General features: G+C 70.6%; 22 protein-coding genes. 6 read left to right on the plus strand and 16 right to left on the minus strand.

Annotated features, from left to right (window positions below; genetic code table 11):
* Window positions 1–112: 112 nt before the first annotated feature.
* Window positions 113–535: a PaaI family thioesterase gene (locus tag EFK50_RS05235; protein WP_123226466.1), complete on the minus strand. Its 423-nt coding sequence runs from the start codon at window positions 533–535 to the stop codon at window positions 113–115.
* The gene (locus EFK50_RS05240; RefSeq protein WP_123226467.1) at window positions 532–903 is read right to left on the minus strand and encodes a hypothetical protein; all 372 of its coding nucleotides are present in this window, start codon (window positions 901–903) and stop codon (window positions 532–534) included. The genes EFK50_RS05235 and EFK50_RS05240 overlap by 4 nt, the downstream gene beginning before the upstream one ends.
* 110 nt (window positions 904–1013) lie before the next feature.
* On the opposite strand from EFK50_RS05240, the gene EFK50_RS05245 reads away from it, so the two are divergent.
* Window positions 1014–1823 carry a helix-turn-helix domain-containing protein gene (locus EFK50_RS05245; RefSeq protein ID WP_123226468.1) on the plus strand — a complete coding sequence of 270 codons (810 nt, stop codon included), beginning with the start codon at window positions 1014–1016 and terminating at the stop codon, window positions 1821–1823.
* Here the strand turns inward: EFK50_RS05245 and EFK50_RS05250 are convergent.
* The 3 genes from EFK50_RS05250 to EFK50_RS05260 form a co-directional block, all read right to left on the minus strand.
* Window positions 1813–3147 carry a site-specific DNA-methyltransferase gene (locus tag EFK50_RS05250; RefSeq protein WP_123226469.1) on the minus strand — a complete coding sequence of 445 codons (1335 nt, stop codon included), beginning with the start codon at window positions 3145–3147 and terminating at the stop codon, window positions 1813–1815. The two genes, EFK50_RS05245 and EFK50_RS05250, sit on opposite strands and share 11 nt — an antisense overlap.
* Before the next feature lie 7 nt (window positions 3148–3154).
* A complete protein-coding gene (locus tag EFK50_RS05255) occupies window positions 3155–4324 on the minus strand; it encodes a hydroxymethylglutaryl-CoA reductase (protein WP_221177270.1) in 1170 nt (389 codons plus the stop codon).
* 66 nt (window positions 4325–4390) lie between these two features.
* On the minus strand, window positions 4391–4942 hold the full coding sequence (locus tag EFK50_RS05260; protein WP_148046060.1) for a thioesterase family protein: 552 nt from the start codon (window positions 4940–4942) through the stop codon (window positions 4391–4393).
* A 59-nt stretch (window positions 4943–5001) separates the two neighbouring features.
* On the opposite strand from EFK50_RS05260, the gene EFK50_RS05265 reads away from it, so the two are divergent.
* The gene (locus EFK50_RS05265) at window positions 5002–6222 is read left to right on the plus strand and encodes a cytochrome P450 (protein WP_123226471.1); all 1221 of its coding nucleotides are present in this window, start codon (window positions 5002–5004) and stop codon (window positions 6220–6222) included.
* Window positions 6219–6413 carry a ferredoxin gene (locus tag EFK50_RS05270; RefSeq protein ID WP_123226472.1) on the plus strand — a complete coding sequence of 65 codons (195 nt, stop codon included), beginning with the start codon at window positions 6219–6221 and terminating at the stop codon, window positions 6411–6413. The genes EFK50_RS05265 and EFK50_RS05270 overlap by 4 nt, the downstream gene beginning before the upstream one ends.
* Before the next feature lie 6 nt (window positions 6414–6419).
* Here the strand turns inward: EFK50_RS05270 and EFK50_RS05275 are convergent, their stop codons facing one another.
* The 6 genes from EFK50_RS05275 to EFK50_RS05300 all read right to left on the minus strand — a co-directional run bounded on the left by EFK50_RS05275 (window position 6420) and on the right by EFK50_RS05300 (window position 12536).
* Window positions 6420–6998 carry a TetR/AcrR family transcriptional regulator gene (locus EFK50_RS05275; RefSeq protein ID WP_123226473.1) on the minus strand — a complete coding sequence of 193 codons (579 nt, stop codon included), beginning with the start codon at window positions 6996–6998 and terminating at the stop codon, window positions 6420–6422.
* 101 nt (window positions 6999–7099) lie between these two features.
* The gene (locus tag EFK50_RS05280) at window positions 7100–7831 is read right to left on the minus strand and encodes a TetR/AcrR family transcriptional regulator (protein WP_123226474.1); all 732 of its coding nucleotides are present in this window, start codon (window positions 7829–7831) and stop codon (window positions 7100–7102) included.
* The gene (locus tag EFK50_RS05285) at window positions 7828–8559 is read right to left on the minus strand and encodes an ABC transporter ATP-binding protein (protein WP_123226475.1); all 732 of its coding nucleotides are present in this window, start codon (window positions 8557–8559) and stop codon (window positions 7828–7830) included. Before EFK50_RS05285 ends, EFK50_RS05280 begins: the two co-directional genes overlap by 4 nt.
* Entirely contained in the window at window positions 8552–10471 is a 1920-nt protein-coding gene (locus tag EFK50_RS05290) for a branched-chain amino acid ABC transporter ATP-binding protein/permease (protein WP_123226476.1), read from the minus strand. Before EFK50_RS05290 ends, EFK50_RS05285 begins: the two co-directional genes overlap by 8 nt.
* The gene (locus EFK50_RS05295; protein ID WP_123226477.1) at window positions 10471–11343 is read right to left on the minus strand and encodes a branched-chain amino acid ABC transporter permease; all 873 of its coding nucleotides are present in this window, start codon (window positions 11341–11343) and stop codon (window positions 10471–10473) included. The genes EFK50_RS05290 and EFK50_RS05295 overlap by 1 nt, the downstream gene beginning before the upstream one ends.
* The gene (locus tag EFK50_RS05300; RefSeq protein ID WP_123226478.1) at window positions 11343–12536 is read right to left on the minus strand and encodes an ABC transporter substrate-binding protein; all 1194 of its coding nucleotides are present in this window, start codon (window positions 12534–12536) and stop codon (window positions 11343–11345) included. Before EFK50_RS05300 ends, EFK50_RS05295 begins: the two co-directional genes overlap by 1 nt.
* 164 nt (window positions 12537–12700) lie before the next feature.
* Between EFK50_RS05300 and EFK50_RS05305 the strand changes: the two genes are divergently transcribed.
* From EFK50_RS05305 to EFK50_RS05315, 3 genes are read left to right on the plus strand one after another with little or no spacing between them, the layout of a single operon-like run.
* The gene (locus tag EFK50_RS05305; protein WP_123226479.1) at window positions 12701–13633 is read left to right on the plus strand and encodes a VOC family protein; all 933 of its coding nucleotides are present in this window, start codon (window positions 12701–12703) and stop codon (window positions 13631–13633) included.
* Window positions 13634–13635: 2 nt separating this feature from the next.
* Window positions 13636–15144 (plus strand): class I adenylate-forming enzyme family protein, encoded by a 1509-nt coding sequence (locus EFK50_RS05310; protein WP_123226480.1) that lies wholly within the window; start codon window positions 13636–13638, stop codon window positions 15142–15144.
* Window positions 15141–15893 carry an SDR family NAD(P)-dependent oxidoreductase gene (locus EFK50_RS05315; RefSeq protein ID WP_123226481.1) on the plus strand — a complete coding sequence of 251 codons (753 nt, stop codon included), beginning with the start codon at window positions 15141–15143 and terminating at the stop codon, window positions 15891–15893. Before EFK50_RS05310 ends, EFK50_RS05315 begins: the two co-directional genes overlap by 4 nt.
* Before the next feature lie 16 nt (window positions 15894–15909).
* On the opposite strand, the gene EFK50_RS05320 is transcribed toward EFK50_RS05315, so the two are convergent.
* The 5 genes from EFK50_RS05320 to EFK50_RS05340 all read right to left on the minus strand — a co-directional run bounded on the left by EFK50_RS05320 (window position 15910) and on the right by EFK50_RS05340 (window position 18830).
* Window positions 15910–16290 (minus strand): type II toxin-antitoxin system VapC family toxin, encoded by a 381-nt coding sequence (locus EFK50_RS05320; protein WP_246004036.1) that lies wholly within the window; start codon window positions 16288–16290, stop codon window positions 15910–15912.
* Between the two features lie 2 nt (window positions 16291–16292).
* Window positions 16293–16529: a FitA-like ribbon-helix-helix domain-containing protein gene (locus EFK50_RS05325; protein WP_123226631.1), complete on the minus strand. Its 237-nt coding sequence runs from the start codon at window positions 16527–16529 to the stop codon at window positions 16293–16295.
* Between the two features lie 110 nt (window positions 16530–16639).
* The gene (locus tag EFK50_RS05330) at window positions 16640–17164 is read right to left on the minus strand and encodes a flavin reductase family protein (RefSeq protein WP_246004037.1); all 525 of its coding nucleotides are present in this window, start codon (window positions 17162–17164) and stop codon (window positions 16640–16642) included.
* Window positions 17161–17667, minus strand: a complete 507-nt coding sequence (locus tag EFK50_RS05335) for an NAD(P)H-dependent oxidoreductase (protein WP_123226484.1) — start codon at window positions 17665–17667, stop codon at window positions 17161–17163. The genes EFK50_RS05330 and EFK50_RS05335 overlap by 4 nt, the downstream gene beginning before the upstream one ends.
* Window positions 17664–18830, minus strand: a complete 1167-nt coding sequence (locus EFK50_RS05340) for an LLM class flavin-dependent oxidoreductase (RefSeq protein ID WP_123226485.1) — start codon at window positions 18828–18830, stop codon at window positions 17664–17666. Before EFK50_RS05340 ends, EFK50_RS05335 begins: the two co-directional genes overlap by 4 nt.
* Between the last annotated feature and the right edge of the window lie 3 nt (window positions 18831–18833).

The following is an 18833-nucleotide window of genomic DNA, read 5'->3' on the forward strand; positions in this document are numbered from 1 at the left end:
TTCGACAAGGCACCTAGTCGAACACACGTTCGAGGCACTCGCGGCGGCTCGGGCCGGACCTGTGGAGAACTCCCCTCGAAGGCACCCTGTGGACGGCGAACGAGAGGCACGCTCAGTGGAAGACCCGGCTGGTCACCTGCCCGACGGCGACCAGGTCTCCCCCGACGGCCCGGACCGCGACGTCGCTCTGGCTCATCGAACGAGACCGGTGCACGACCGTCGCCACCGCCTCGAGATCACCCCGGGCCGGCGCCAGGTAGGTGACCGAGAGGTGCGAAGTCGCTCCCCCGGTCGCACCGTCGCCCGCCGTGAGCCCGGACGCGGACGAGGCCGCACCGGCGATGTCGATCAAGGTCGCGATCACCCCGCCGTGGACCGTCTCCGGCACGGTCGTCAGCCCGTCGTCGTACGGCACCCGGACCCGGACCCGGTCGACCTCAGCGGCGACCACCTCGACCCCTAGGGCCTTGGCGACCGGCGAACCGGCGACGACCAGGTCGATCCAGGCCCGGGCCCCGTCGTCCAGGTCGCTCATGCTGCGACCGGGTCGCCCGTGCGCAGGCCCAGGAACTGCCAGACCGTCAGCCCGAGTACCGCGAGTCCCTGCAGCAGCACGAACGCCACGCCGAGGTCGGTGAGGTCGACCCAGCCGCTGACCGCGACCAGGACGCTCGCGGCGACGTACACGAGGTTGAGGGCGACGACCTCGGTGACCAGTCCGCGCGAAGGACGTGCCGAGACCCAGGCGACGAAGCCGGCCCAGCCGATCATCACCAGGGCGGCGCCGACGGTGAAGCCGACCGGCATCCCGAGCTCGTCCTCGGCCGGCCCGGTCAGCACGAGCAGCAGCAGTCCGAGACCGCCGGATGCGAGGACGTCGAGTCGAAGAGCAAGGTTGAGCATCGTTACCTCCAGTGAGTAGTGGAGGCATCAGCGTGCGGGCAGAGCGTCGGCGCGTCGATTACCTGCCAGGTCATGGTTGGCACGACGGGCCTCGACTACCTTCGGTCGGTATGACGGCCCTGCGCACCCCACCGGACACACCCGCGACCTGCGGTGACCTGCTCCGCACCTGGCGCCAGCGCCGGCACCTCAGCCAGCTGGAGCTGTCCTCGCAGGTCGACGTCTCCACCCGGCACCTCAGCTTCGTGGAGACCGGGCGGTCGAAGCCGAGCCGGGAGATGGTGCTGCACCTGGCCGACCACCTCGACGTACCGCTGCGCGACCGCAACCAGCTGCTGCTCTCCGCGGGGTTCGCGCCGGTCTTCCCGGAGAGCTCGCTGCACTCGCCGCAGATGCTGGCCGTCCGCGAGACGCTCCGCCGGCTGCTGGCCGGGCACAACCCGTACCCGGCCCTGGTCGTCGATCGCTGGTGGAACCTGGTCGAGGCCAACGACAGCCTGCTGCTGCTGATCGGCGGCGTCGCGCCCGAGCTGCTCACGCCCCCCGTCAACGTGCTCCGGCTGAGCCTGCACCCGGACGGCATCACCCCGAACATCCTCAACCACGGCGAGTGGCGCAGCCACCTGCTCAGCCGGCTGCGCCGCCAGGTAGCCCTCACCGCGGATCACGAGCTCGCCGACCTCCTCACCGAGCTCGAGGGCTATCCCTGCGACCAAGCGGAGGAGGAGGTGCACGGGCCCGGCGAGGTCGTGGTGCCGCTGCGGCTGCGGATCGGCGACACCGACCTTGCGCTGCTCAGCACGGTCGCCACCTTCGGGACCCCGCTGGACGTGACCGTGGCCGAGCTGGTGATCGAGTCGTTCTTCCCGGCCGACGAGGCGACCGCGGACTGGTTGCGAGCGAGCGCCGCTAGCTCCTGACCCGCAGCGCCTTGAACCCGACGTCGCCCGCGAACCCGTCGGCACGCAGGGCAGCCCCGGCCCGCCGTACCCGCTCGCGTCCGATCGCGTCGATCGTCGCGAACCCCTCCTCGGCCGCGGCCGAGGTCGACGCGCACTCCTCGTCGAGCTGCACCATCACGAAGCGCCGCCCTCCCCCGTCCCGGTGGTTGCGCGCCAGTACGGCGTGCGCCGTGGTCGCCGAGCCGGCGAAGAAGTCCAGCACCAGGTCGTCCCCCGAGGTGCAGGCACCGATCAGCAGCTCCAGCAGTGCGACCGGCTTGGGCGTCTCGAAGGCGCGCCGCAGGCCGAGCTCCTCCAGGTCCGTCTGCGCGGTGGCGGTGGACGGTCCGATCACCAGGTCCTTGAGCGTCATCCCGTCGACGTCGCGGATCTTGGTCCGCACCCGGAAGGTCTCGCCGGTCACCTCGAACTCGAGCTCGTCGTGCTCGGCGAGGATCTTCGCCCGGCTCCACCGCCAGGCGTGCCAGGCGAGCCCCGGCCGCGCGTTGGGGTGCGGCATCGCCACCAGGAAGCCCGGGTACGTCGTCTCGTCGTCCAGGTCGGTGATCCGCACCTCGGCGGTCGACGGGTTGTAGTGGATCCGGAACACCATCGACGGCGCCGTCCGGTCGTTGAACTTCGAGTTGGTGTTGTAGAGCTCGTTCTTGGTGACGTACGGACCCTTCGCGTCCTCCTTCACCTCGTACGCCGGCCCCTTGTAGACGGCGGGCATCAGCGCCTTGAGCTCGGCGGCGGACCCCCGGAACGCACCGATCCGCTTCCGGTCGCGGGCGAAGCAGAGGATGTACTCGTGGGTGCCGGCCGGCCCGCCGTCACCGAGCTGGCGGCCCTTGAGGTTGCTCACCCAGACGATCGTCGCGACCACGTTCTCCTCGCCGAAGACCTCGGCCAGCAGGATCTGGAGCTGGGCGACCTGGTTGCCGTCGATGCTGACGAAGCCGACGCCGTCCTCGCGGAGCAGGTCGCGGGCGAGCAGCAGCCGCGGGTACATCATGCTCAGCCAGGCCGCGTGCCCGGCGAACTTGTCGGCGTAGATGAACTCACTGCCGGTGTTGTACGGCGGGTCGACGTAGATCAGCTTGACCTGTCCGGCGTGCGAGGTCCGCAGCAGCTTGAGGGCCTCCAGGTTGTCCCCGGCGATGAACAGGTTGGCGGTGCTCCGCGGGTCGACCGACTCTCCGGCGAGGGCCTGCAGCGTCGCCGTGGTCGGCTCCTCGGCCGACGCCGCGGCGGCGCGCTTGCCGGGCCAGGTCAGGCCGTAGACCTCCGGCTGATCGGTCATCGGAGCCTCACGGGCGGTTGCGGCCGAGGTCGTCGTGCGCCTGCACCCATTCCTCGGCGACGACCGCCGAGCCCAGCGACAGCTCGCCGGCGAGCACGGTCGCGGCGATGATCTCGGCCAGCTTGTAGACCCCGCCGGCCCCGTAGCAGCCGAGAATCTCCAGGCTCTCCCGCTGGGTGGCCAGGCCGGTGCCGCCGCCGTACGTGGCGATGATCAGCGACGGCAGCGTGATCGAGGCGTAGAAGTCGCCGTTCGGGAGCAGCTCGGAGAAGCCGTACAGCGCCGAGGACTCGGCGACGTTGGCGACGTCCTGACCGGTGGCGATGAACAGCGCGGTGATCCCGTTCGCGGAGTGGTTCCCGTTGTTGTTGGTGACCGACATGATCGAGCCGAGCTGGCCCTTGAGGCGGGCGCTGAAAAGCTTGTCGGTGGAGACGTGCATCTGCTCCTCGACCAGCGCCGCCGGCAGGGTGATCTCGGCGACGACCCGCTTGCCGCGGGTGTGCAGCATGTTCACCACCGAGGTCTTCTTGTCGGTGGCGAACTGGCCCTCGAGCAGGAAGTGCAGCTCGCGCGGGTAGTTCTGCTTGATCCAGGCGCAGGCCGCGAACGTCGCCTTGCCGGTCAGGTTCTGCCCGGCGGCGTCACCGGTGGTGTAGTTGAACCGGGTGTAGAGCAGCTTGGAGACCGAGAACTTCTGGATCTCGACCAGCTTCCCGGTGCTGGTGGTGGTCTCCGCCGCGGCGGCGATCTCCTCGAAGTGCTCGTCCAGCCAGTCCCGGAAGTCCCGTGCCTCGCGAGCGCTGCCGAAGCTGAACACCGGCGCCCGCTGCATCTTGTCGTCGAGCACCGTGGTGGTCACGCCGCCGGCGTCGCGGCACAGCTTCATGCCCCGGTTGTACGACGCCACCAGGGTCCCCTCGGTGGTGGCCAGCGGGACGAAGTACTCCCCGGTCGCGTGCTCGCCGTTGACCAGCAGCGGCCCGGCCAGCCCGATCGGCACCTGCGCGACGCCGTAGAAGTTCTCGATGTTGCCGGGCAGCGTGCTCGGGTCCAGCGAGTACGACGCCTGGTGCTCGACCCGGCTGCCGGTGTGCTCGCGGACGAAGTCCTGGCGCGCCTTGATGGCGGCAGCTCCGTAGTCGTCGTCGCGGTCGCGCGGGATCTTGGGGATCATGCGCCGAAGGATGCCACGATCCGGCGCCCGCGACCGGCTACTCCGTCGGGTGGTCGTCGTTCTGGCTCATCGGGTCCGCCGCTGCTGGTTCGCGGCGGACAGGCCACCGCGCGGGCGCCAGAGCGTCGCCCCGGCTCCGGGATCCCAGTCCAGTGCCGGCTGCTCGGCCATCGCCGCGTCGATCCAGGTCGCCACGTCGAGCGGGAACGACACCGTGGACCGGTCGTCCAGGCTGACGTGCACGAACACGACCTCCAGGGTGCAGGCGAGCCGGTCCTTGCTCTCGTTGACGATGAAGGCGCGGGCGTGCACCGCGCTGGCGCTGCGGCCGAGCAGCCGCGGCCGGACCGAGACCTGGTCGTCGAGATCCACCTCCGCGTGGTAGCTCAGGTGGTGGGACTGGGTGAAGATCGAGTGCCGGCGGTCGACGCGGTAGCGCTGGTCGAGCCCGATGTCCTCGTACCAGTACCCGACCGAGGTGGCCGCCAGCATGAAGTAGTGCTGCACGTTGAGGTGTCCGTTGACGTCGACCCAGTGGCTGCGCACCCGCAGCTCCTCGTGCGCCGGGATCTCCCGGACCATCGCTGCGGTCGGGGTCTGCGCATCTCTTGACGTCACGGGAACGGCCTCCTAGATTGACGGTACTGTACGGTACTGTATCCCACCGAGGAGAGCCTGTGAACGTCGACGATCCGATCCTGAGCTGGCCGTTCGACAGGGCGACCGCGCTCACTCCTCCCGTCGAGCACGCCGCGCTGCGCCGCGAGGGCTGCCCGATGGCGAAGGTCAGCCTCTGGAGCGGTGAGGACGCCTGGCTGGCGACCAGCCACGCCGACGTCCAGGCCGTGCTCGGCGACCCGGGATTCAGCTCCGATCCGCACAAGCCCGGCGTGCTGCCGTCGCCGAGCGAGGCCGCGTTGACGTTCTGGAAGGTCAAGGGCACCTTCGACAAGACCGATCCCCCAGAGCACGACCACGAGCGCCGGATGGTGCAGACCGAGTTCCTGGTCAAGCGGGTCCGTTCCTACCGCCCGTTCCTGGAACGGGTGACCGACGACCTGCTCGACGCGATCGAAGCCGCCGAGCAGCCGGTGGACCTGGTCACGATGCTCGGCGACGTCGTCCCGGCCCTGATCACCTGCGAGATGATGGGCCTTCCCCCGGCCGATGCCGGCTTCCTCCGCGCCAGCCTGGCGACGTTCATGAGCCAGGCGAGCACGCCGGAGCAGTCCGCCGCCGCGATGACCGCGCTGATCGACTACTTCGACGCGGTGGTCGCCGACCGCGAGCGGACCGAGCGCGACGACCTCGCCTCACGCCTCGTGCACGCGCAGCTCGTCCCCGGCCACCTCAGCCGCGAGGGCACCCGCCGGATGCTGCTCGACCTGCTCATCGGTGGCCTGGACACGACCAGCTCGATGATCGCCCTCGGCACGGTGCTGCTGCTGGAGAACCCGGACCAGGCCGCCCTGCTCGACGCCGACCCCGCACTGTGGCCGGGCGCGGTCGAGGAGCTGCTGCGCTACCTGACGATCGCCCAGTTCATCGGGTCCCGCAGCGCGACGGCCGACATCGACGTCAACGGCACCCCGATCGCCGCCGGCGACGGCGTGTTCGCCTCGCTGCTCGCCGCCAACTGGGACCCGAAGGTCTTCCCCGACCCGGAGGTGCTGGACGTGACCCGGGCGCCCGGCAAGCACGTCGCCTTCGGGTACGGCGTCCACCAGTGCCTCGGCCAAGCGCTGGCCCGGCTGGAGCTGGACGTCGTGCTCAGCAAGCTGTTCGCACGCTTCCCGTCGATGCGCCTGGTCACCCCGCCCGACGACCTCAGGTTCAACCGCACCACCATCCACACCGCACTCGAAGTGCTGGTCGACGTCCACGGGAGCCACCGATGAAGATCACTGTTGAGGCCGGCAGCTGCATCGCCGCCGGCGTGTGCGTCGGCATGGCGCCCGACCACTTCGACCAGGACGACGAGGACGGCATCGTGCTGCTGCTCGACGACGCCCCGGCCCCGGACTCCGAGGCAGCGGTTCGGACCGCCGCGGAGGCGTGCCCGGTCCGAGCGATCCGACTCTCCGAGTGAGGACCGTCAGGTCCCGCTGACCATCAGCGCGCGGAGGACGGTGAGGGTCGTCTCGACCAGCGCCTCGTCCGGGGCACCGTTCTCCGCGACCGCCCGGAACATCACCGGCGCCGACATCACCGTGCGCAGGTCGTCGATGTCCAGCGAGGCCGGGAAGTCCCCGCGAGCGGCCGCGCGCTCGAAGACAGCGCGACTGCTGAGCGACTGCCCGCTCACCCAGTCGCGGAAGAAGGACTGCACGTGGTCGTCGCTCACCGAGGCCCCGATCAGGCTGGCCACCAGCCGCGCGGACCCCGGTACGGCGTACTGGCGGATCCGCGCGGTCAGGAACCAGCGGAGCTCCGCGATCACGTCGCCGAGGTCGGGGACCTCGACCTCCGGGAACGCGTGCGTGGCGGCCTCGGCGACGAGCTTGCTCATCGACGGCCAGCGCCGGTAGATGGTCGCCTTGCTGACCGACGCCGCCGCAGAAACCGACTCGGTGGTGACCGCCGCCAGTCCGCCCTCGCGCATCAGCGCGACCACGACGTCCAGGATCTTCAGGGTCAGCGGATCCGCGACCTGGTCGGCACCGTCACCGGCCACGCTGTCCTCATCTCTGTCCGTCGTCCGCACGCGCTGTCACCGCCATCGTAGGGCGGCGACCGGTCGCGTCGGCGCTGTTCTCCGCCGACGTCGGGAGCGTGTCAGCGATCGACGTTCTTGAGGACCCCCGAGACCCACATCGCGGTGATCTGCTCGGCCACCACCGCGGGGTCGCTGACCTCGTGGGCGTTGTGCACGTAGGTCAGGTTCGCGTACTGCTCGATCATCCCGCCGAGAAGTGGTGCGATCAGCTCGATCTGAACGCCGTCGCGAAGCATGCCCAGGTCCTGGCAGCGCTTGAGCAGCCGGGCCATCCGCGCGTACACCTCGGCTGCCGAGCTCAGCCACAGCGTGCGGACCTCCTCGACGACCTGGCTGGCCTGGTTCATCAGCGTCATCAGGTCGACGTGCTCGCGGTAGAACTCCAGGTAGCGCTCGTAGCTGGCCTGGATGGAGGCGAGCGGCCGGTCCGGGTTGAAGGGCACCCGGATGTAGTCGCGGTACTGGCGCAGGAAGTCGTCCAGGATCACCAGCATCAGGTGCTCCTTGTCGGTGAAGTACCGGTAGAAGGCACCGTTCGACAGGCCGGCCTCCGCCGCGATGTCGGCGACCCGCGCGTGCACGTAGCCGTCGCGCTGGAAGACGACCCGGCCGGCCTCCTTGATCTGCACCAGGGTCGCCCTGCCCTTCACGGTGCGGGGCTGCGGCACCGCGGCGGCGTCGATCAGCGACGACTCGGCCCGGCCCTGCTCGACGACGTCGCGCACCACGTCCTTCGGCAGCCGCGCCGGACTCTCCGTGCCGCTCGCCGTGCCGCTCTTCGGGCCGCTCATCGAGCCGCCTCGTCGAGGCCGGCGCCGCCCAGGTAGGCCTGGCGCACGGCCGGCGAAGCACTCAGCTCGGACGCGGTACCGGCGGCGACGATCTGCCCGTGCGCCATCACGACGCCACGGTCAGCGACCGCGAGCGCTCCGTCCACGATCTGCTCGATGAGCAGCACCGCGCTCCCTGTCTCGCGCGCCATGAACGTGACCATAGCGAAAACCTCGTCCACGAGGAGCGGACTGAGACCGAGCGACGGCTCGTCGAGCAGCAGCACCCGCGGACGACCGGCGGCAGCCCGGGCCAGCGCGACCATCTGCTGCTCGCCGCCGGAGAGCAGGCCGGCCTGGCGGTCCCACAACGTGCGCACTTTCGGGAACGCGTCGAGCAGGTGCCCGACCGCGTCGGCGTCCTGCTGCCGGCCCTTGGCCGCGATCCGGCCGAGCTCGATGTTCTGGGCGACGGTGAGCCCGCCGAACAGGCGCCGGCCCTCCGGCACCAGGATCACGCCGCGCCCGGCGCGGCGGTGCAGCGGCTTCCGGGTCAGGTCGGTCCCGTCGAGCCGGATCGAGCCCTCCTTGACGGGGAGCAGGCCGCTGATCGTCCGGGCCAGGGTGGTCTTGCCGGCGCCGTTCGCGCCGAGCACGGTGACGACCTCCCCCGCGGTGATGGTCAGGTCGACCCCGTGCAGCACCGGGACCGCGCCGTACCCGGACGAGACTCCGGTGAGCTCAAGCATGCCGATCCCCTGTCGTCTCGAGGTGCCCGTGGCCGAGGTAGGCCGAGACCACCTGCGGGTCCGCGAGCACCGTGTCGGCGTCGGCCGCGACGGCCACCCGCCCGTCGATCATGCAGACCACGTGGTCGGCGATGCGGCGTACCAGGTCCATGTGGTGCTCGACGAGAAGGATCGAGAGCCCCTGCCCGCGGAGCCGTTCCAGGATCGTGGCCAGGGCCGCGATCTCGGTCGGATTGAGGCCGGCGGCGGGTTCGTCCAGGACGAGCAGCCGCGGCCGGGAGACCAGGGCGCGGGCGAGCTCGACCAGGCGCTGCTGGCCGTAGGAGAGCTCGTCCGCCGTCCGGCCGGCGACCTCTGAGAGACCCACCAGCTCCAGCGCCGCCGCGACGTCGAGCAGGTCGCGCTGGTGCCGCCGACGTGACGACGGCGTCGGCACCACCGCACCGGCGCAGGAGCCGAGCGCGGTCTGCTCGGATCCGACCAGCACGTTGTCGGTGACGGTCAGGTCCGGGGACAGGATCGGCGTCTGGAAGGTCCGGGCCACGCCGAGCCGGGAGCGCCGGTATGACGGCACCCCCTGCAGCACGTCCCCGCCGAGCCGGACGGTCCCGCCCTGGACGGCGTACACGCCGGAGATCAGGTTGACCACGCTGGACTTGCCGGCTCCGTTCGGGCCGATGATCGCGACGATGGTCTCGGGGACCACTGTCAGGGAGACCCCGTCGACGGCCCGGACGCCGCCGAAGGCGAGACCGACCCCGTCCACGACCAGCTCGGTCGGCACCGCCTCCTCGCCGAAGAGGTGCGCCGCCGGGTCGTCGCCGTCCCAGGAGGTCGTGGCGGCCGCGGACGTGCGCGGTCGCCAGCGCCGGTACAGGCGCGCGGCACTGCCGACGATGCCCGCAGGCATCGCGAAGAGGACCGCGATCATCAGGAAGGCGATCAGGCCCTGGGCGGAGAGGTACCAGCGGTCGCTGATCACGTCGTTCTCCCAGCGGACGAAGGACGCCACCGAGGGCGCCGTCTGCAGGTAGACGATGGCCGCGGTGCCGATCACCGGGCCGAGCACGTACCCGGAGCCGCCGAGGATCACCATCACGATCAGGTTCACGCCGAGCATCAGCGCGAACGTCTCGGGCTGGAGGTGCGCGAAGACGAGGGCGTAGCCGACTCCGCCGACGCCGGCCATCCCGGCAGCCAGCGAGACCACCGCGATCTTGCGCAGGTAGACGTTGACGCCGAGGTGCTCGGCGAGCAGCTCGCTCTGCTTGATCACCGAGAGCGACAGACCCCACGTCGTCCCGACCAGCCGCCGGTAGAGCAGCAGCGCCAGGGCGGCGAGGACGATGACCGGGACCAGCGCGGTCGCCGGGGTTCCGCCGAAGAGCGGCGGTTGCAGCTCCCAGCCGAACAGCGACGGCGGCTCGATCAGGCTGGTGCCGTGCGCGGAGACGTTGGGGTAGCCGCCGAACTGGCCGAACGGCTTCCACTCGGAGAGCACCTTGAAGATGACGACGGCCGCGATCAGGGTGACCATCGCCAGCTGCGGGCCGCGCATCTTCGTGGTGGCGACGGCGATCAGCACGCCGGCCAGCGCCGGGATGATCGTGGCGACCGCGAGGCCGACGAGGAACGGAGCGTCCCACTTCAGCTGCGTCCAGACGAAGGCGTAGGCGCCGATCGCCAGGAAGCCGCCCTGCGCGAAGGAGTGCATCCCGGTCCGGCCGACGAGCAGGTTCAGCCCGGTGGTGGCGACCAGGAACGCGCAGATCTGGCCGATCTGCTGGTTGTTCGACAACCGGACGCCGGAGCCGTCGGTGGTGTAGACGATCGCGATCCCGGCGACCAGGGCCACCAGCAGCGGGAAGGCCCACGGCCGGAGCCGGGCGGGCATCGGAGTACGGGCGGGCATCAGACCTTCACTTCCTGGCGACGGGCGAACAGGCCCTCGGGCCGCAGCACGAGAACCGCGACGACGGCGAGCAGGCCGATCACGCCACCGGCGGCGGTGCCGAGCCAGTAGGTGAACAGCTGGTCGGCGACGCCGTACAGGATGCCGCCGACCAGGGCTCCCCAGACCGAGACCAGGCCGCCGATCACGGCACCGGCGAACGCGGGCACGAGCAGCAGCGGCCCCATGTCGGGGAACACGCCGACGTAGCCGGTCCAGAGCGTCGCACCGATCGCGATGGCACCCGAGCCGATCGCGTAGCTGAGCATGCCGATCCGGCGGGAGTCGATACCGACCAGCCCGGCCGTCTCGGCGTCCTCGGCGACGGCCCGCATCCGCACCCCGAGACTGGTCCGGGTGACGACGAGGGCGATCACGACGCCCAGGCCCAGGCAGACGACCGCGAGTAGTGCGAGCTGCTGCGGGACCTGCGCGAAGCCGAGCGAGAAGACCCCGTCCAGCTGCGCGAAGCCCAGCGGCCGGTGCTGGGTGCCCTGGCTGTTGCGGAGCACGTCCACGGCCACCAGTGACATCGCGACCGTGACCAGCAACCAGCGGGCGTCGTGCCCGTCGTTGGTGACGAAGGGCCTGATCAGGACGGCGAAGAGCGCCGCCCCGATCAGGGCCACGACGACCGCGACTACGGCGAGCTTCACCGGGGCCGGCAGAGCACCGGCCCCAGCGAGCCCGACCGCGATGAACGCGCCGATGGCACCGATCTCACCAGAGGCGAAGTTCATCGTGTGGGTGGTGCGAAAGGTGAGCGCGAAGCCCTGCGCGATCAGGGCGTACAGGCACCCGATCGCAGCACCCACGAGGATCTGGTCGACCATCAGGAGCCGGCCGATCCGATCGTGCGCACCTTGCCCTCGGGGTCGAAGCCGATGACGAACCAGGAGGACGGGTCGTCCTCGTACAGGTCGTGGTCGGCCGCGCCGAACGGCTTCTCCCAGACCCGGCCGTTGACGTCGAGCTTCGGAGTATCCTCCATCGCCTGCCGGACCGCCTTCCAGTCGTGGGCGTCCTTCGCCGCGGCGACGGCCTGACCGTAGAGCAGCGCCGAGGTGTACGTCGTGTAGACGGCCACCGAGCTGGTCGGCTTCTCGCCGTACTTCTCCTCGTACTTCTGGGTGATGCCCGCGAAGGAGTCACCGGTGAGGTCACGCGGCTCGATGAAGGCCAGGTTCTCCCACTCGCGGGGCTTCGCCAGGTCGGTGTAACCGGCGAGCACGGTCGCGGTCACCAGGAACCGGTCCGGCTTGTAGCCCAGCTGGTCCATCGCCTTGGTGATCGCGGCGGTGTCGGCACCGGTGGTGACCGCACCCAGGATCGAGGTGACGCCCGCGTCGCGCATCTTGCGGACCTGCGAGGAGACGTCGGTGGCTCCGGGCTGGATGACCTCCTCGTGCACGACCGTCTTGCCGTTCTTCTTGGCGTAGGCCAGCAGCATGTCGTGGTTGGACTGCCCGTAGGCGTCCGCGCCGTAGAAGATGCCAACCTTCGCGTCCGAGTCGGACCACAGGTAGGAGCCGCTGACCGCGATCGCGTCCGAGTTGTTGTTGTTCGTGCGGAAGCCCCAGTTCGGGCTCGCCTCCGGGTTGAGGATCTCGTCCGCCGCCGCGATCGAGACCAGCCACGGCCGTCCGGTCCGCTGGATCGTCTCGGCGACCTGGAGGCTCGGACCGGACTGGGACGGGCCGAAGACGACGTCGACGTTGTCCTGGTTGAGCATCGTCTGGATCACCCGCGACGCGACGTCCGGCGAACCCTGGTCATCGCCCTCGACCTTCTCGAAGGTGACGCCGAACTTCTCCTTGATCTCCGGCTCGGCGAGCTCGATCCCGCGCTCGAGCTCGGTCCAGTAGAACTGCGCCGCACCGGACTTCGGTCCGATCAGGCCGATCTTGGCCTGGAGCGGGTCGCCGGACTTGCCGCCGTTCCCGGAGTCGCTGCCACCGCATGCCGCCGTCACCAGCAAGGACAGCACCGCGGCGCTCAGAGCAACGCGTCGAAGCGTTCGGATCATGATGTTCCTTTCGGGGTGCCACCGGAACGACGTGTGATCGCCGTCACCGGTTTTGTGAGAACGGCATCACTTTAAGGACCATTTCCTGCTTCGTCAACAGGCATCTTGACCGCAATACGGGTCTTTTTGTTAAGGTGGCGTCACCTTTTGGAAAGGAATCAACCGTGAAGGGCATTCCCAAGTGGTTCGGTCACGTGAACCTCAACGTCAGCGAGATCTCCCGTTCCGAGCAGTACTACGCCGACGTCCTCGGCCTGCGTCCGCTGGTGCGGATGGCACCTGAGATCGACCAGTCCGGCGATGCCTTCGCCATCGACGAGCTGGTCCGCTGGAACGGCGTCCTGATGGGCGACGACCGCGGCATCCGCGGTCCGGTGCTCGACGTGCTCCAGTGGCACCCCGCTCCCGATGACCAGCCCGGCCGGCAGGCCGGCGGCGGACACCGCTGGGGCCTCAACCGGCTCCTCTTCACGGCACCGGACCTGGACCAGGTCGTCGCCAGGGCGGCGGGCTGGGAGCTCAACGCCCGCACGGTGGAATTCACCGACGAGAGCACCGAGCCGGTCCCGGCGCTGCACCTCCGCGATCCCGACGGCACCCACCTCGAGGTGCTGCTGGACACGAGCCAGCCGATCCGGTTCCGCGGCGTCCGGCTGAACTGCAGCTCGATCGAGCGGAGCACCAGCTTCTACCAGCGGGTGCTGCGGATGCGGGTCGCCGACGACCGCCGGACCTCCATCGACGGGGTCGCCGTGCACCGCCGGATGCTCCGCTACGCGGGCAACCGGGACACCTTCGGCATCGAGCTCTGCGAACCCGACCCCGAGGTGCTCCTCCCCCGGGCGCTCACCCCGGGCAACCACCCCGGCCTGTACCGGATGGCACTGGTCACCGAGGACTTCGCCGCGAGCCTGGAGCACCTGTCCGGACTGCTGCCCGAGCCGGCCCGGGTGGCGAAGATCGACATCGGCGCGGGGGTCGGTCTTCTGGACGCGGTCTTCTTCGAGGATCCTGATGGAGCGGTGGTCGAGTTCGTCGAGCACGGACTGGTCGAGGTCGCCCGTCGCAACAACCGTCCCGTCCCGCAGGAGAACTAGCAGTGCGCAGCACACTCCCCACCTGGGTCGGCCACTGGGCCACCCTGTTCGGCGACCGCCCGGCGATCCACTTCGAGGACCAGGTCGTCAGCTGGCGGCAGTTCGACGAAGAGGTCGCGCGCTGGCGGGCGAGGCTGAGCGCGCACGGCGTCCGGGCCGGCGACCGCGTCGCGATCTGCCTGCTGAACCGGCCGGAGTTCCTGTACGTCGAGTTCGCCGCGCACCGGATCGGGGCGATCGTGGTGCCGCTCAACACCCGGCTGGCTCCGCGCGAGCTCGCCGAGACCCTCGACGACGCCGCGCCCGCGGTCGTGGTCTACGAGCAGGCGCTCGCTGCACTGGCGGCGTACCTGGCCGGGAGCTGGACCGGCGGCACCGCGATCGACGTCGACGTACCGCCCGCGGCGGAGCCGGACCGGTCGCCGCTGCCGACGCGGGACACGGACGAGATCGCGGCGCTGCTGTACACCTCGGGGACGACCGGGCGGCCCAAGGGCGTCCAACTGACCCTGGGCAACCTGGAAGCGTCCAGGACCCTGTGGATGTCGGAGTACGCCCTCACCCACCGCGATGTGCACCTGGTGGTGATGCCGCTCTGCTTCGCCGGCGGCTTCATCGCCTCGTCCAAGCACGCGATCGCGGCCGGTGCCACGATCGTGCTGGTCCGCGACTTCGACCCGCTCGCGACGCTCCGGCTGATCGAGCGGTACCGGGTCAGCTGGATCACCTCGGTCCCGACGATCCTCGACCGGATGCGCGCGTCCGAGGCGTGGGAGACCTCCGACCTGACGTCGCTGCGCGGGATCCAGTCCGGCGGGGCCGTGGTCCCACCGGAGATGGTCGAAGCGTACGGCGCCCGCGGGATCGACGTCAGCCAGGCCTACGGTCTCTCCGAGGCGACCGGCGGACCGTCGATGTGGATGGACGACGCGATGATCCGGGTCAAGGTCGGCTCGGTCGGTCGGGCAGCGCTCGGCTTCGAGATCCGGCTGCTCGACAGCGACGGGAACGACGTCGCGATCGGCGAGGTCGGCGAGATCGCCCTGCGCGGCCCGCAGGTCTTCCCGGGCTACTGGGGACGACCCGACCTCACCGAGGAGGTCCTGGTCGGGGGCTGGTTGCGCACCGGCGACCTCGCGCACGCGGACGAGGACGGCTACTACTTCATCGCCGGCCGCAAGAAGGAGATGATCGTGACCGGAGGCCTGAACGTCTACCCGGCCGAGGTGGAGCGGGTGGTGGACCGGTACCCGGGCATCACCGAGTCCGCCGTGGTCGGCGTCCCCAGCGAGCGCTGGGGCGAGGAGATCGTCGCGTGCGTGGTCCCCGAGCCGGGCACCGCCGTGGATCCGGCGGCCCTGATCGCCGGCGTCCGTACCGAGCTCGCCGACTACAAGGTCCCCAAGCAGGTGCTGGTCTTCGACGAGCTCCCGCACACGCTCTCGTCCAAGGTGCAGCGGGTAGCGGTCCGCGAGCTCGTGGTCGCGATGCTGGCGGAGGACGACCGATGAGCACCCCGCGGACGATCCTGGTGACCGGGACGAACGGCGTGGTGGGCAGGCTGGTCGCGGAACGGTTCGCCACTGCCGGCCACCGGGTGACCGGCCTGGACCTGACCCAGCCGGAGACGCCGATCGACGGAGTCCGGCACCTCGCCGCGGACCTCGCCGACGAGGTCGCCGTGACCGCGGCGATCGACGGGCTCCGCGCCGACGGCACCACGATCGAGGTCCTGGTCAACTGCGCCGCGCTCTTCGGCGACTACCACGCGACCCACCGGATCGCCCTGGAGACCTGGGACCGGTACATGCAGGTGAACGCCCGCGGACCGTTCCTGCTGATGCGCGAGGTGCTGCCCGACATGGTGGCGGCCGGCTTCGGCCGGATCGTCAACGTGGCCAGCATCAGCTCCGTCCAGGGCGGCTACCGCCAGGCGCACTACGCCGCGTCCAAGGCCGCCCTGATCGGCCTGTCGAACACCGTGGCCCTCGAGTACGGGCCGCGCGGGATCACCAGCAACTGCGTACTGCCCGGCGTGATCGACGTACCCCGGCTCGCCGACGCACCCGCGGACGTCCGCGAGCACGCGCTGGGTACGGTCCCCAGCCGGCGGTGGGCCCAGCCGGACGAGGTGGCGGCAGCCGTCGAGTACCTGGCCGGGGACGAGTCCGGCTACGTCAACGGCGTCCAGCTCCCGGTCGACGGCGGTAGTGCCCTGCTCCAGCTGCGGTTCAGCCGGGAGCTGCGCCTCGGGGAGTGAGGAAGGACGGGCGGGATCAGAAGACCTCGACCGGGATCCCGCGAGCCGAGCGGGCGAGCTTGCGGTCGCAGGTGACGAGCGGGCAGTCGAGACGGGCAGCCAGGGCCACGTAGGTGGCGTCGTACGTTGTGATCCGACTCCGCAGCGCCCACACGTCGTGAGCCAGACCGGCGGCCGGGTACCGGGCCAGAGTCAGGTCGCCGAGCTCGGCGAGTGCGTGCTGCGCCAGGACCGGTGAGACCTTGCGGCCCGCGACCATGCCGCGCAACGCTGACTGCACCTCGCTGTCCACCAGATGCGGTGCGTGCAGACTGCCAGCTCCGGTCAGTCGTTCCCGGAGCGGCGCGAACCTGTTGGGGAACGTCAGGGCGTTCACGAGAGCCGACGCATCGACCACGATCAACGCGCGTCGCGCCCGCGTCGGATGATGTCGACGACGTCCTGCCCGGTGATGCCGGGGGGATCGCCCCGCTCGGCGCTTCGCTGCAGAACCTCTGCCACCGTCGGCCTGGAGGCGACCTCGGTGAGCAGCTGGAGGACGTAGTCGGAGAGGGACATCCCGAACATCTCGGCGCGCCGGCGCAGCTCGGCGTGAATGTCCTCGGGGACGTTGCGCACCTGCAGCGAGGGGGACATGACAAGCATCGTAGCTCCGATCACGGTCGGGACATGCACCTTGCATGTCCCCACGAGTGTGATCGGCAGGGCCCCCGGACGCCAACGGCTTTCCACAGGCTGCGCAGACCTCAGTCGACCATCAGCCTCCGGAACACGCTCCCGTGGAAGACCAGCGGCGAGGTCGCCTCGGCCCGCTGCACCGCGTGCAACCTGAGCAGCACGATGGTGTGGTCCCCCGCGGCGACCTCCTCGTGGATCGTGGTGTCGAAGCTCGCCAGCCCGTCGGCCAGCGTGACTGCACCCTCGGCCGTCGCGACCAGGTCCAGCCCCTCGAACCGCCGCTCGACCGGGCCGGCGAGCTGGCGGGCGACGACACCGTGGTGGTCAGCGAGGATCGTCACCCCGAGGTGCGTGGCGGTGCGCAGGTCCGGCCAGGTCTTGGACGTGTTCGCGATCGAGAAGGACACCAGCGGCGGATCCAGGCTGACCGAGGTGAACGAGCTGGCCGCGAGCCCGACGGGGAGGTCGTCGACGGTCGCGGCGACCGCGACCACGCCGCTCGGGAAGGTCCCGAAGGCCTCCCGCAACCGGTCCGGGTCGAGGTCCTGGTTGGTCGGGAACCGCCCCGGGGCGCTTGCTGCCACCGCGGTCACGCGACGACCGCCTTCCGGCTCAACCAGGCGTCGACGTACGGCCTGGCCGATGCGAGCCATTCGGCGTACGAGGCCGGGTCGCCGTACTCGCGGTCCAGCACGAACAGCCCGCGGCGGGGCACCGTCGCCCCGAGCTCGGTGAGCACCGGACGCAGGGTGAGCTCGGGGGCCAGCGCGTGCGCCGACCCGGCGCCGACCAGCAGCGGGACGGCGAGCCCGCGCAGCCCGGTCCCGCCGTCGAACCGGTCCAGGAAGAGCTTGAGCAAGCCCGTGTACGTGCCCTTGTACGTCGGGCTGGCCACCACGACCAGGTCGGCGGCACCGACCTGCTCCACCAGCTCGGCGACGACCGGGCTGGCCCCGTCCAGCAGGGCCGGGCCGAGGGTCGCGAGGTCCACCACCAGGTCCGGCTCTGCCCCGGCGAGCTCGGCGGCCACGTACGTCGCCGCGCTGAGCGTGCGACTGGCGGGCTTCGGGTTGCCGACGACGACGGCGATGCTCATGAGATCGACTCCTGCTGACGGGGCGCCCCGAACGGGACCGCCGGGGTGGACAGCCGTGGCGGCGACGGGTGCCGCCAGCGGCCGCGCCGGACGAGCTCGGGCAGCACGCCCTCGCCGAACCGGTAGGCCTCCTCCAGGTGCGGGTAGCCGGAGAGCACGAACTCGGAGATGCCGGCCTCGGCGTACTCCTCGATCAGGTCGGCCACCTCCTGGTGGCTGCCCACCAGAGCGGTGCCGGCTCCGCCGCGGACCAGGCCGACGCCGGCCCACAGGTTCGGGTAGATCTGGAGGCCGTCCTTGGTGCCGCCGTTGAGGGCGAGCATCCGACGCTGGCCCTCGGACTCGCTGCGGCGCAGGCCGTCCTGGACCCGGTTGATCTGGTCCTCGGAGATCCCCGCGATCAGCCGGCCGGCCTCGGCCCAGGCCTCCTCGGCGGTGTCCCGGGCGATCGTGTGCAACCGGATCCCGAAGCGCAGCTCCCGGCCGCGGCGGTCGGCCAGCTCGCGGAGCTTGCGGACCTTCGCCGCCACGGCTGCCGGCGGTTCTCCCCAGGTCAGGTAGACGTCGACGTGCTGCGCGGCCACGTCCAGGGCGGCCGGTGAGGACCCGCCGAAGTAGATCTGCGGCAGCGGGTCCGGGATCTGCGCGAGCAGGGCGTCCTCGAGCTGGTAGTGCTGCCCCTGGTGGTGGACGACCTCGCCGCTCCACAGCCGGCTGACGATCTCCAGGAACTCGCCGCAGCGCTGGTAGCGAGCATCCTTGTCGAGGTAGTCGCCGTACATCCGCTGCTCGTGGCTCTCCCCGCCGGTGACGACGTTGAGCAGCAGCCGGCCGCCGGTGAGGTTCTGGAACGAGCCGGCCATCTGCGCGGCCAGGAACGGCGCGGTCAGCCCGGGCCGGAACGCGACCAGGAACTTCAGCCGCTCGGAGACGCTGGCCAGCATCGCGGTGCTGATCCAGGCGTCCTCGCACCAGGCCCCCGTCGGAGTCAGGGCACCGACGAAGCCGAGCTGCTCGGCGGACCGGGCCACCTGGCCGAGGTAGGCGACCGAGGCCGGCCGGCCGCCGAAGCCCTCGACGGCGGTGCCGTGGCCGCCGCCGACGATGTGGCGTCCGTCGCCGCCGTTGGTCGGCAGGAACCAGTGGAACGTCAGGTCACTCATCTC

Origin of the sequence: Nocardioides marmoriginsengisoli (assembly GCF_003725695.1) — a bacterium.
Lineage (GTDB): Bacteria > Actinomycetota > Actinomycetes > Propionibacteriales > Nocardioidaceae > Marmoricola > Marmoricola marmoriginsengisoli.

Excerpts from the sequence above, each read along its gene's own strand:
- EFK50_RS05235 (WP_123226466.1), bottom strand. The coding sequence starts at position 535 with ATGAGCGACCTGGACGACGGGGCCCGGGCCTGGATCGACCTGGTCGTC.
- EFK50_RS05240 (WP_123226467.1), bottom strand. The coding sequence starts at position 903 with ATGCTCAACCTTGCTCTTCGACTCGACGTCCTCGCATCCGGCGGTCTC.
- EFK50_RS05245 (WP_123226468.1), top strand. The coding sequence starts at position 1,014 with ATGACGGCCCTGCGCACCCCACCGGACACACCCGCGACCTGCGGTGAC.
- EFK50_RS05250 (WP_123226469.1), bottom strand. The coding sequence starts at position 3,147 with ATGACCGATCAGCCGGAGGTCTACGGCCTGACCTGGCCCGGCAAGCGC.
- EFK50_RS05255 (WP_221177270.1), bottom strand. The coding sequence starts at position 4,324 with ATGATCCCCAAGATCCCGCGCGACCGCGACGACGACTACGGAGCTGCC.
- EFK50_RS05270 (WP_123226472.1), top strand. The coding sequence starts at position 6,219 with ATGAAGATCACTGTTGAGGCCGGCAGCTGCATCGCCGCCGGCGTGTGC.
- EFK50_RS05280 (WP_123226474.1), bottom strand. The coding sequence starts at position 7,831 with ATGAGCGGCCCGAAGAGCGGCACGGCGAGCGGCACGGAGAGTCCGGCG.
- EFK50_RS05285 (WP_123226475.1), bottom strand. The coding sequence starts at position 8,559 with ATGCTTGAGCTCACCGGAGTCTCGTCCGGGTACGGCGCGGTCCCGGTG.
- EFK50_RS05290 (WP_123226476.1), bottom strand. The coding sequence starts at position 10,471 with ATGCCCGCCCGTACTCCGATGCCCGCCCGGCTCCGGCCGTGGGCCTTC.
- EFK50_RS05295 (WP_123226477.1), bottom strand. The coding sequence starts at position 11,343 with ATGGTCGACCAGATCCTCGTGGGTGCTGCGATCGGGTGCCTGTACGCC.
- EFK50_RS05300 (WP_123226478.1), bottom strand. The coding sequence starts at position 12,536 with ATGATCCGAACGCTTCGACGCGTTGCTCTGAGCGCCGCGGTGCTGTCC.
- EFK50_RS05315 (WP_123226481.1), top strand. The coding sequence starts at position 15,141 with ATGAGCACCCCGCGGACGATCCTGGTGACCGGGACGAACGGCGTGGTG.
- EFK50_RS05325 (WP_123226631.1), bottom strand. The coding sequence starts at position 16,529 with ATGTCCCCCTCGCTGCAGGTGCGCAACGTCCCCGAGGACATTCACGCC.
- EFK50_RS05335 (WP_123226484.1), bottom strand. The coding sequence starts at position 17,667 with ATGAGCATCGCCGTCGTCGTCGGCAACCCGAAGCCCGCCAGTCGCACG.
- EFK50_RS05340 (WP_123226485.1), bottom strand. The coding sequence starts at position 18,830 with ATGAGTGACCTGACGTTCCACTGGTTCCTGCCGACCAACGGCGGCGAC.